Source organism: Photobacterium sp. 1_MG-2023, assembly GCF_030547945.1.
Lineage (GTDB): Bacteria > Pseudomonadota > Gammaproteobacteria > Enterobacterales > Vibrionaceae > Photobacterium.
The window spans coordinates 152141-164452 of sequence record NZ_JAUORR010000005.1 but is presented as its reverse complement, the minus strand read 5'-3'; the positions used below and the strand labels follow the sequence as shown (position 1 = coordinate 164452).

The 12312-nt window shown below is 50.3% G+C and carries 9 protein-coding genes; 1 reads left to right on the top strand and 8 read right to left on the bottom strand.

Going from position 1 to position 12312, the window contains the following annotated elements; genetic code table 11:
- Positions 1–93: 93 nt before the first annotated feature.
- The 8 genes from Q4579_RS06995 to Q4579_RS06960 form a co-directional block, all read right to left on the bottom strand.
- Positions 94–771, bottom strand: coding sequence for a hypothetical protein (locus Q4579_RS06995; protein WP_303562768.1), 678 nt, complete (start codon positions 769–771; stop codon positions 94–96).
- A gap of 3 nt (positions 772–774) precedes the next feature.
- Positions 775–4398 carry an RHS repeat-associated core domain-containing protein gene (locus tag Q4579_RS06990; protein WP_303562767.1) on the bottom strand — a complete coding sequence of 1208 codons (3624 nt, stop codon included), beginning with the start codon at positions 4396–4398 and terminating at the stop codon, positions 775–777.
- Positions 4395–4811, bottom strand: coding sequence for a hypothetical protein (locus Q4579_RS06985; RefSeq protein ID WP_303562765.1), 417 nt, complete (start codon positions 4809–4811; stop codon positions 4395–4397). Before Q4579_RS06985 ends, Q4579_RS06990 begins: the two co-directional genes overlap by 4 nt.
- Positions 4812–4845: 34 nt before the next feature.
- Positions 4846–7260, bottom strand: a complete 2415-nt coding sequence (locus tag Q4579_RS06980; RefSeq protein ID WP_303562763.1) for a FlgD immunoglobulin-like domain containing protein — start codon at positions 7258–7260, stop codon at positions 4846–4848.
- A gap of 232 nt (positions 7261–7492) precedes the next feature.
- Positions 7493–8569 (bottom strand): hypothetical protein, encoded by a 1077-nt coding sequence (locus tag Q4579_RS06975; RefSeq protein WP_303562762.1) that lies wholly within the window; start codon positions 8567–8569, stop codon positions 7493–7495.
- Positions 8566–9420 (bottom strand): hypothetical protein, encoded by an 855-nt coding sequence (locus Q4579_RS06970; protein ID WP_303562761.1) that lies wholly within the window; start codon positions 9418–9420, stop codon positions 8566–8568. Before Q4579_RS06970 ends, Q4579_RS06975 begins: the two co-directional genes overlap by 4 nt.
- Positions 9417–10121, bottom strand: coding sequence for a hypothetical protein (locus tag Q4579_RS06965; protein WP_303562759.1), 705 nt, complete (start codon positions 10119–10121; stop codon positions 9417–9419). Before Q4579_RS06965 ends, Q4579_RS06970 begins: the two co-directional genes overlap by 4 nt.
- Positions 10084–10479 carry a rhodanese-like domain-containing protein gene (locus Q4579_RS06960; RefSeq protein WP_211650288.1) on the bottom strand — a complete coding sequence of 132 codons (396 nt, stop codon included), beginning with the start codon at positions 10477–10479 and terminating at the stop codon, positions 10084–10086. Before Q4579_RS06960 ends, Q4579_RS06965 begins: the two co-directional genes overlap by 38 nt.
- A gap of 612 nt (positions 10480–11091) precedes the next feature.
- Between Q4579_RS06960 and Q4579_RS06955 the strand changes: the two genes are divergently transcribed.
- Positions 11092–12312: a maltoporin gene (locus tag Q4579_RS06955; RefSeq protein WP_303562894.1), complete on the top strand. Its 1221-nt coding sequence runs from the start codon at positions 11092–11094 to the stop codon at positions 12310–12312.

The window sequence follows — 12312 nt, the reverse complement described above, 5'->3', positions numbered from 1 at the left end:
AGCCAGTCAAACTGCGTTTGCTAGCATTCTTCATGGTGCCTGCTACGCCATTTAATTAGAATATTTAATCAGCATAATGTGTTGATTGTATAATTATTCAATTAACTCGCCAGATGGAATTCCTGCAAATCCAAGCCTCTCTATCGTAGTCTCGATGGTCGCTCTCATCACTTCAGGATTATCAATGTAACTTTGAAGATTATTAAAGTCAGTTATCCTTTCGCCCATATATCGAGTAACATCATTTGGCCAACTATCAATCTTATCACGCACATCATCAAAAAAAACTTTCGCCTCATCAATTCGATCGCACCATATAAACAAGCACAACATATCAAAATATTGACTTAATGGATATCGAGTTTCATACTGTCCATTCGCAATGTAATTTTCATACGCCTTAATCATCTCATCACATGATATACCCCCCTCTAATGGGAGTGGCATTTGTGCTTTAAAGTCAAGAACATACTCAGAAAAACTCTTCTCATGCTGAAGTAATGTTATATGAAATGGCACACCATTAGATATTTGCCTAAATGGTGTTCTCAAAGTTAATGAGATAACATCATCTTTCTGGCCAACTAGATTATGAACATGAAATATAGGCAGATAATTAGAATTGGTTGAGTCCCTATCTAGACATATTCCTTGTACAAAAAATCCCACTCTTCTCAAAAGCCACATGCTTTTATAAATTCCAAGCCCAGTAAATTCATCATGCCACTGCTTCGTTATTTTCTTCTTAATTAATGGTGTTAGTTTTTTCATTATCTATGGATTAACCTCAATAATATTATTAATACCAGATGGGCCTTGCGTACGAATCTTCGTTTGTTGACGAGCTGAAACGCCCCTTCCCGGTCTAACTGTAAATTTATAATCATAAACATTACCAGTGGCAGGGTCCCAAACATCTAAACGTGTGCTTCCTTTTGTACCATAACCAACTGGTTGACCACCTCTAAAACTAACTTCTGTTTCGAGACTTCCTCCAAATCGGCGTTGATAACGATCCATTAACTGCTTCGCATATGCATGCTTTTTTGAGCCTGCTGCAGCACCAAAGCCACCAATTTTCTTCTCCGCTCGACTAGCGACGTCTTGCACCAAATCTACTGTTGCTCTACCACTCTTCGCAACCCGGCTCGCAGCCCCCAATCCCGTTACGCCGGGTATCGCTAATCCCGCGACATCTAAACTCAGCGCTGTTAAGTTACTGCTTAAATTCCCACAATCACCAAGAACATTGTCGGTTAAAATTCGATATAAACCATAGCCAATAAACCCGAAGTCAGCGACAGTGTCAATGATTAACCCTGTCGAATCCGTATAGTTCAGCGGGTCTGCACCGGCATAGCTGTACAGGTTGTATCCCCCACCCAACCCAATCGGATCACGCTGAATATACCGCCCTGTATTCGGATCGTAATCCCGATAGAAATTGTAGTTCAGGCCGGACTCTGCATCCCGGTATTGCCCCGGAAAACCGATATTGAAGGTGACTGGCTGAGCTGTGCCGCCTGTTTTCCCAAACGGGCTCCTCGCCTGTTGCCAGATCAGGTTTTGTGCCTGAATCAGCCCGACCGGGGCGGACAGGTGATCACTCAGCACATCTGCAACCTGTCCGTCTGCATCAATCGTGACTGGAGCGTAACCTGTGGCGCCGTAGGTATAGTCTTTCTGACCCTGAGGGCCGTTTTCACGGAGTAAAGTGTTCCCCAGCCAGTCAAACTGCGTTTGCCCACCATTCACGGTTTTGCTGATCCGGCGTCCCAGCGGATCATAGGTATAGGCAGCAGTCACTTCGATACTGGATTGCAGTGACGTTTCACCATTTCCGGCATCTGCGCGGGTCACCCGCTCGCGCTGGTAGCCAACCAAACGTTCTGCGTCGTTATAGGTGAAGGTTTCGATGGTGCTGCCGTCTTTACGGGTTTTCTTACTCAGATTACCGCGCAGGTCATATTCGTAGCTGAACTGATTATCTTCCAGCAACTTGCCGTCCGGGCTGTAAACACCGCCGAAGTCTAACCGGTTGCCTAATTCATCGTATTGATACTGATATGCTCCGGTGACGGTGTTCGCCTGCACTAAACGCTGGCTGGCATCGTATGCAAAGGTCTGATTCACACCATCCTGAGTGATGCCTTCCAGCAGCCCCGACAGACTGTACGCATACTGCCAGTCTTTACTGAACGCGCTCTGGTTGTACTGCCGTGAGGTTAAACGGTTTAATGCATCGTACTGATTGGTTAGCACCAGCCCGTGCGGTGTTTGCTGGCGGGTGAGCATCCCGTTGGCATTCCAGGTAAACGAATAACTCCCCTGCGGCGTGGTCATGTTCTGGATCTGACCATTCGCATCATAAGCATAACTGACGGGGGTCCCTGCGTTATCCCATTGTGCAATCTCACCAAATGGGGTGTAGCTGTACTGATGGGTCAACCCCTGACTGGTTTCCGACGTCAGCCTGGCCCATTGGTCATAGGCGCGAGTCAGCGTATCGTTGGCATTGCTGATTTGGGTCAGTTGACCACGCGCGTTGTAAGCGTACTCAACCACTTCCGAGCCAACCGATAGCCTAACCAGCCGCTTGCCATCATCATATTCATAACGGGTCACGATCCCCATCGGATCGGTACTGCTGGCCAGCAGGTTATCCGTTCGGTAGGTATAGGTTTCTTTGCTTCCGTCATAGCGGGTCAGTACACTCAACCGGCCATCGCTGTCGTAACTGTAGGTTTCCGAAGCGCCGTTGGGTGCAATCACAGCGGTCAGCTTTCCGGCCTCGTCGTAGGTATAGCGGGTTTCAAGGCCCGCCGGATCCCGCTCGCTGAGTTGACGGCCTAATGCATCGTACTGATAATGCCAGCTTTGCCCGGCAGCATCCGTGACTTGCGTTAAGTAGCCATTGCCGTCATAACTCAGGGTTTGGGTTTGCCCCAGTGCATTCACGACAGCAACTAGCTGCCCCTGATTGTTGTATGTGAAAGAGGTAACATTGCCTTCTGGGTCTGTGGTACTGGCAAGCAGGCCATTTGCCAGATAACTGCGATGCGTCGTCTCCCCCTTCGGCGTGGTGACTGAGGTCAGATTGTGGCTGGCATCATAAGTCAGCGAGATGGTTCGGGATGCGTCACTGCCTGAGGTTTCAAGACTGGCATTGGCAGGCAGATACACCATGGCATTCGGATACCGGCTTTCTCCCGGATACCGGTACTGCGTGATGAGATAACCGTGGTGCTGCTGCGTCACCCGATCGGCATCATCTCGAGTTACGGTCTGGCTGTAGCCCATGGGATCGGTTACAGAAGTCGCATAGCCTTTTTCATCCCGCGTATACACGGTTTTGTAACCCAGTGGATCAATATCTTCGATGCGCTGACCACCCGCACTGAGTTTAAAACGCCAGTTCGCACCCATGCTGTCCGTTTTCGTGACCCAATCGGCGCTGTAGTCATAATTGAAAGTATTGCTGCCCTCGGTATAAGATTTCACGCGGGCGCCGTTGTAAGTGACCGAGGTGACAACCATGCCGGCTTCATCGCGGATCTCTTTCAGTTGGCTGTAAACAAAAGCATCACCACTGGGCTGATACCGGCCATACTGATAGGTCTGGCTCTGGCCCATTGGATCAGTCACAGAAACCAGTTCACCATCCGCATTGTAATCATACAGCCACTGGCGTCCGGCCTGATCGGTCACGGCCTGCACACGGCCGCTCGCGTTATAAGCCAGTGTGAGCGACTGAGAAAAACCATTACTCAGTTCAATCAGGCGCTGATTCTCATCATATTCATACGTCACCTGATTGTTGTTGCGGTCGGTTTTTCTCAGCACCAATCCCGATGAAGAAAAAGTAATCGAGTGGCCCTGTTCAAAGGCAAGGGTTGGCGTTTCTCCCGCGATTAAAGTTGCTTTTACACGATCAGGCGAGAGATATCCGCCCTGCCCGTCCGGCAGGAAAGTCATCCGGCGGCCATTGCCAACGCGATAGATAAATTTCGTGAGGGTTTCAACGCCGCCATCAGCGGTTTCCTGTGTATCCGTGACTTTCAACAGAGAAATTTCGCAATTGAACGTCCAGCCTTTTCCGAAGGGTCCATCTTTCGGATCATTCGAATTAAAGACACGTCGAATCGACAAAGGCGTCGCATGACCAACGACCAGATCCACGTCATGCCAGACAAAATGTCCGGTCTTCAGATAAACGGGAGACCCTTGCTCGCAGTTGCTGTCTTCACTTTCCGATTCTCCGGGCCCCGGTTCATTTTTCGGATTATTGTTCAGCGTCGTATCGTGTCCCTGATCCCACGGGTAGTGATACGCCAGTAAAGGAGAACTGAATAACAGCGCACTGAAAAATGCCATCGCCGCTGTGAGTCTGGTCTTCATGATGCATGCTCCTCTGCGGAAACCGTTTCAGGCTGGATGGCACGAATCGATTGCGTGTACTGATTGAATTTTGCCTGTATGTGCTCCAGCCTGGCCTGTGATTCAGGATGAGACAGCAGGTACACGGCAATATCCCCTTCATGCACAACGCCAAAACGCGCATGTTCCGCGGGTGAACAATCGTAACGAGCGAAGACTGCATTCACTTTCTGAGCCGTTTCCCAGTCGGCTTCATACATCAAATCCATATTGGCCTGTTGTTGTAGCAACATCAGCCGCTGTGCCATCCCATCCACCGTGTGCTGACGTGATTCAATCTCAACAGAAACATATTGCGCAATATTCAGATTGCATGCGGCCATGACGGGTGCTGTCATCCATACAAGAAATATGGCCATTAAAATTTTCATCATCTGCTTCACCTGTCCTTGATCAGACGAACAATCATTAGTAATAAACCCGCTGCACGGTGTACAGATACGGACTGACATAACCTTGCGGGTCAATGGCACGGATGCCGAGGCGATATTTTCCTGGGGCAACACCATTGCCATCGTCGGCTTTCACGTCCCAGATGAGCTGCTGACTCCCTGCAGCCACATTGCTGAATCGTTGCTGCCGAACCAGTGCGCCGGTATCAATATCGCTGACGCGAAGTTCAATATCTGCGGGTTTATTCAGAGAAAATGATAAATGACTGTTGCCATCGCTGGTCTCTGTATGGGTGTTTGGTACAACAATCGCAGGCTTCGCCTGGAAGCTGTTCAGCACGGGGCCGGAAGACACAAAGATCACGTTATCCCCCATCGAATATCCCCAGATCCCAAACAGGAACTTGTTCGAAGCGGTCGTTACAACCGGTTTGCCATCATCCCCCAAGCCACTCCACACGATGCGGTGCTTACCTTTACCCAACGGCTCGCGGTTTTTAAACGTCACCAAACGCGTATTGGTATTAAATAACCCCATGAAAGCCGTCACTTCAGAAGGCTTGTTCAACGTGAATTCAATCACCAAAGGTTTGTTGTTATAGGGCTCAAACGTACGGGGAATCCGGCTGCGACTGGGGTTATAAGCCGCACCACTGGTTGAAGGACGTAAATCAAAGCGCACGATCCTTCCGTCTTTGCGATAGTTCAGCACGGCATAGTAATCGCCCTGTGGCAGGGGTTGCCCCTGTGCATCGAGTCCATTCCAGATATCTTCATACGTACCAGCCTGCCGCTCCTGCCAGGGCACGAGCGTACGGACAACCTGCCCCAGACGATCTTCAATCTGTATGGTCAGCGAGAGATTGGCACTGATCACGGTTTTCACCCGTGCGGTCTGGCCGCCTTCCGGGTCGATACTGTTCCCGAGAATGCTCAGACTCAGGCTCTCCTGCACCGTGACCTGCTGAACATCTTTGGCACTGCTGCCGTCACTGAACTGCACTGTCAGGGTGGGGAAAAAGGTGCCGGCACTTTTGTAAACCCACTGAACCGGCTCCAACACAGACGCGATCTCGTCAGTCTGCCCATCACCATCGAAGTCCCAAAGGATAGACTGAACAGACACGGTATCTTTGTGTGTGGCACTTGGCGTCAGAGACACGGTCAGCGGCGCATTTCCGGAGACGGTATCCAGAGCGAGCTGAACCGTGGGTGAGTCAGGGTTCACCGCTCGAATTTCAATATTAGGCAGTGCAACGCGTGTTGGTTTACCCAGCGTATCCGTCACCGTAACTGCAGCCTGATACTGACCGACTTGATTAAAGGTAAAGTCCTCGGTGCCAGCTGTGTCACGGGTTACATCCACCAGCCCGTCACCGTCAAAGTCCCATGCGACACTCGCAATGCCCTCGTTGTCGGTTGCGTTTGCTGTAAATTGCACCGTCAGCGGCACCGGACCATTGGTTTGACTGACGCTTGCTGTAACAGCAGGTGCTGCATTGTCTACTTCGACAGCAAGATACCCGGTATCTGTCCGGCCGATGGAGTCCGTAATTTCCAGCGCTGCAAGATAGGTACCCGGCATATCAAAGGTATAACTCTGACTTCTCCCCACCGTATCCTGCCTGTCATAGATCCCATCGCCATTGAAGTCCCAGCGATAATGATTGATCGCTTTATCTGTCGTGATATTCGGACTGAACAAGACTTTCAGCGGTGCTTCACCACGCCCCGGCATGGCAATGATCTCCGATTGAATCGGCACTGAAATATCAGCCAGTAAAGAGAACTGCGCTTCAGACTGATTGCCCCAGGTATCTTCCGCTTTCACAATCAGAGTCAATTCACCATCCCCCCAGGGAGAAACCGGTTGAATGATTAGATTGCCTTCCAGCCATGCCAGCGTGAAGTCAGTGACGGTCGTCGACGCAACGGTATAATCCGCCAAATCCGAAGAAAGATGCTTATCCGTGACTCTCACGACAACCGGCTGATATTCATTCGTCAGCGGTTCACCGGCTTCGGGGCTGAGAAGCGCGATTTCTGGCCCGGTCAAGTCTGCCTCGCCCAGATAAACCCATGGCCCCCAGGGCGATAAACTTCCCGGTTCCAGCCAAATCGTCCACCAGGCTGCGAGATAAATCTTCCCATGGAAAAATACGGCATCCCCATGGCGATACACTTCATGGCGAGACCAGGCAGGCGGCAATCCATTGATAGAAACCGGCGTCCACACATGCGGAGACACGTCCGGTTGTTCACCCCGGTTCCAGAACTTCGCCAGATATAAATGCTCGTCATAGACCACCAGATCCTTTCCGCGGTAAATCTGAGTTTCCTGCCATGGGGGGGCATCAAATAATTCAACGGCTACCGCCTGACAACTCGTAAAAAATACAATTGCCAAAGCGACATAATGAAATACTTTCATCATGCTTCCTTTCATGAATTGAGCCTGAAACGTTGGATAGAGAAAAGCCTAGACAACCAGCGAAGCGAATTGACGCCTTTTTTAAGTGGATCATCAAAAAGGTGACGAAGTAATAATTCGCTATGAAAATGACAATGCCATCAGTTTCTTTCTGAGGCTTGTTTGATTTGTGTGCAGTCTGATGGTCAGTGAAATATCAGGAAACGTGCCGGCAAATTGCCCTGTTCAACAATTATTCATTCACAAATTTGACGGACGAAACACCCACCTGCCCGTCGAATCCGGTAATGTTGACGGTCAGATAATGCACGCCCTTCGAATAATTCGAAGGCTTAAATTGCCAGGTAAAAGGGACATAACCCTGTTCTTCTTCCGAAACGAATTCACCATCAATGAAAAAGCCGACTTCATATAAACTCTCTTCAACAAGCCCCCGATCCGCAAGAGGAATATCCACTTCAACAGTGGTCAGCTGACTGTCCGGATTTTGTTGAAGCGCCAGTTGAACCCGGGGATCTAAAGGCAAGTACTTGGGTTTGAAAAATACCTTCGAGAGGACTTGTCCATTTCTTGTTTCCTGAATACTGGCACGCTGATCCGCTGACTGTTCCGGATACCCCAGCGACTGTCGCCACTGCGTGTAGCTGATGGATTCATTCTGCCAGGTCAGGATACTGTGTTCGGGAAGCTGATAGGCCGTGGCCATCACCGCAAAATTCGCCAGCCCGGTAAATGGAAAGACATCAGAACGATCACGCCCGTTCCATTGAATCACATGCGTCCCGGCAGCTTTAGGCTGCCAGTTCACGATCGTTCTTAACATCGCGCCGGATTGAATGCCTGCCCGCATTAATACGCGTGCGGGTTTTTCAAGCGTGATTTTCAATCGATAGGGAGACTCGATAGAGAGCGGTACATGCGCGATCACTTCCCCACCGGAACTGTCTCGAGGAGACACCGAAATCTGGGTGTCATTTTGTCGGTATCGCATCACAGGGAACCAGGCTTCATTGGGTACGGGCTGATCCCGCATGTCCGTCCCGTTCCAGGACAGCTTGAGTACACCTGCATCTGTAGATTGCATCGGATACAACGTCTTCGCCAAATCACCATCAGGCGAGACAATATCAACCTGAAGCTCAGTTGCTTCAGTCACACGAATCATAACCGGAAATTGCTGATCGCGTTCCAGATCGAACAGATTGGACTCGAACGATACCACCTCGACGGGGTGGGACGCGGCCTGCACCCCGACAGAAACAGTCACCAGCATACAAATGAGGATAGAAAGAACCCATTTCTCACTCACTGTGTAATCTCCAAATCCCGGATATCAAGAATATGTTCCAGCTTGATTTCAACAGCCCCGCTCGCCCCCAGTCGCATTAACCGGCCCCGGCCTTCGGCCCGGCGCACGAAGTAGAGCACTCCAGATGGGGACAGCGATGGCCAGAGATCCGTGCTGTCGGAATGGGTTAACTGCGTCGACCGGCCGGATGAATCCGTTTGCCACAACTGAAAATGAGTGGACGCTCTGAAGCTATACACAGTGCGTTGCTGTTGTGTATCCCAAACCGGATATCTGACGATCCCATTGTGCAGCGTCAGTTGCTTTGCGCGGTGTGTGACCCGATTTTTGAGCCAGGCTTCCTGAACAATACCGCCGCAGTCCAGCATGCAGCTCACCACACTGAACAGGAAATTTTCATCATTAAAATCGGGATCAAAAACTTTGCCAAACTGCTGATGAATATCGAAAAAACGCTGCTGCCGGGGTTGCCATACAGTCAACGCTGTCCGTTCACTTTTCCGCTCAAACAACCGAATGGCAATCAACGACTGACCTTGTTCACCAAGCCGGATTTGCGTAAAAGCGTCCGCCGCGTCACTGGGGACTAATGTGTTCGTGACGGCGTTTTGTCTGTCCGATATCGTGCCGTCCGCACGAATAAATACCATGCGATTTGCTGACGGCGACCAGGTGAATTCCCGGGGCTCGGTTAAGTCACTGACTCGCTCAGGCAGACCATTTTCATCCACCGTAAATGCCCGCCAGCCCTCGGCTGTCAGACCAATAAACGACATTCCGCGGGGTAAATCCTGTGCCAGGCTCAACGACGGCAGCCACAAAGCAACAAGGAAGATGAGCCATGCTTTCATTCTGTACTGACCCTTCGCATCGGTTTCGGACGAAGCAATAACCTTCGGAGAATACCGAGACCAATCAGTATCATCAGCACAATCAACACCATCTGTATGATGGGATGACGCGACTCCGTCCCGATCGTCAATGCATGCCAGGCCGCCAGATAAAACGCTGGAATCGCAAACCGGTGTCCCCATTTTTGCAATGTCCCGGACAGCCAGATTCTGGCAAAAACAGCCGACAAAATCAGAATCAGCGCAACCAGGCCTACCGTAATTCGCGCATGATAATAATCGTCAATGTCCGGCAGTAAAAAATGGCCAGTAAAATGACCGCTTCTGAGTGAGGTTGCTGCAATAAAGCCACTGACATGCAGCAAGACCATCAGGAGCACACTTGCCCCGACCCAACGATGCACCCGTTGCTTGTTGGCAAAACTGAATTTGACGTGAAATAGTCCGATGAGCGCCTGAACACCAAAAAGGAGCAGAGAAATCAACGCCGCCAGCTTAGACAACACATAATACCCCTGACCCACCGGCACCCAATCGGTGAAATACAGCAACGGATTCCCGGTATTCTTCCCCCATACAATGATTGGCAACAGCACAAGCAGTATGAGGATCAAGAAAAATTGCGGACGATGAATCACGAACATCTGGCTTCCCTGACTGAAGTTAATTTTCGATGGGCAGACCGGCAGAGCGCCAGCCATTGAAACCCGCCGGCTCCATCAGGACAACATTCCTGACCCCTTTGTTTTGTAAAGCTTTCGCGGTTTCAAACCCCCGGAAATCCTTTAAACAATAGGGAACCACATAAGCGTATCCCGCCAGATCCGAAGCCTTGAATTGATGTAGGTTGCGAAGCGGGATATTCACTGCCCCCGGAATATGTGATTCCGCATACTCATCCGGCTCACGTGTATCAATGAATAGCACCTCGCCCTCAAGATGAGCTTTTGCCAGCACCTCAACTTTCTCCTGACTCACGCCATGTGCATAGTCTGCACTGAACCAGTTCGCCTGAACCTGACAGGCCAGGAATCCCAAAATGCACACAATCAATCGCATTGCCAGTCCTTTGCTCACAGCCGAACAATTTCAATAGAACACAGAAAAGATATGCAATCCTGAAACACACGACCAAAAAAGTTCGGTCTGACTGGTGAATGAACCACTAAAGTGCAGGCAGCATCAAACCCTCAACCAAATAACAAACAAATCAATTACAAAGCACGATTTTCTTCGAGGAGCAATGCATCGCTCAGCTCCCCCGGCCGTCTCCTCCCCAACAAAGCGTGATGTCAGTAACTGTTTCTCACCGGAACCCATCGTCTGTGATGAAAATTCGTGATCCGACTATGAAAAAACTTGTGGTGTCTGTCCTTTTTTTCCAACGCCCCTACAAAGTGTGATCCCCGCACTCATCCTCTGCTCTACGCCATGAATCCACCCATCAGAGGAGGATGTGACACCTGCATGACAGGCGCAGAATAAAAACAAAGTGAGCCTGCCCCATTGGATAAACGCACTGGGATGAATTTATCTCTGCGCGGCAGTTCGTTGAAGGGCAAGCTTTTCAGGGTGATTTTCCTGTACCTGAACACGCTGAACCTTGCTTCAGGCTTCACCAGGCAAGGAAAGATAATAAAAACGCATCCATCAAGGAGTTATGCAATGAAACTGAACAAAATCTGTTTAACCGCAGCAGCCGTGTCCGCAGCATTGATGTCTGCTGCGACCCACGCAGAAGTCGATTTTCATGGGTATATGCGTGCCGGTGTTGGTATCAGCGGTGAAAACGGTGAAAACGTTTCCTATGAGAAAAACAAAGTGGGCCGTTTAGGCAACGAAAACGACGTTTACGGCGAGCTGGGTCTGGGCAAGGAAGTCTATAACGAAGATGGAAAATCCTTCTACGTTGACTCGATGCTGGCTGTGGCAACCGATGGGTCAAATGACTGGGAAGGTCTGGGTGTGAACGATGACGGCTCAGATAATATCGCGCTGCGTCAGTTCAATGTTGTCGCCAAAGGTTTCATTGCAAATGACGCGGATGCCGCACTGTGGGCAGGGAAGCGTTATTACCAGCGCCACGACATCCATATTTCAGATTTCTACTACTGGGACACTTCGGGTGCAGGCGCGGGTATTGAAAACCTGAGCGCAGGTCCGGGTAAAGTGTCTTTTGCTGTGATCCGTGACGATTCCGGCGAAGTGAACGTGAACAACCTGGACCTGCGTTACGCGGGTCTGAACCTGTGGCGCGATGCCAGCCTGGAGCTGGGTGTGAACTACGGTCTGGTGAATGCGACCGATGAGCAGGAAGCCATGGGTGAATTCAACGATGGCGTCATGCTGACCGCAGAACTGACCCAGGGTGGTTTCCTGGGTGGTTTCAACAAAACGGTGCTTCAGTTCGGTACTGAAGGCTATGGTGAGCAAATGGCTGGTCTGGGTGCAGGGCACTATTTCAACGCTTCCTCCAATGACGGTGCACAAGGCTACCGCCTGATCAACTGGGGGGTCATTGCGCCATCAGCTTCCTGGGAAATCGGCCACCAGTTGATCTACGCAAACACCAGCTTCGACAGCCAGGAAGATCACAGCATTCTGAGTGCGGTCATCCGTCCTGAGTACAAATGGTCTGATCACGTGAAAACCATCTTCGAAGCCGGTTACTATGATGAAGCGAATTACAAAGATGCAGATGGTTCACTGATTGACAAGTCTGGCAGCAAGCTGACCATCGCGCAGGCCTTCACTGCCGGTCCTAGCTTCTGGGCACGCCCTGAACTGCGCTTCTACGCCAGCTACCTGTCTGATTTCGACAACGACAATGCGTTTGGTACAGGAAACGATACAGAGTACAGCATTGGCGCTCAGGTTGAAGCCTGGTGGTAA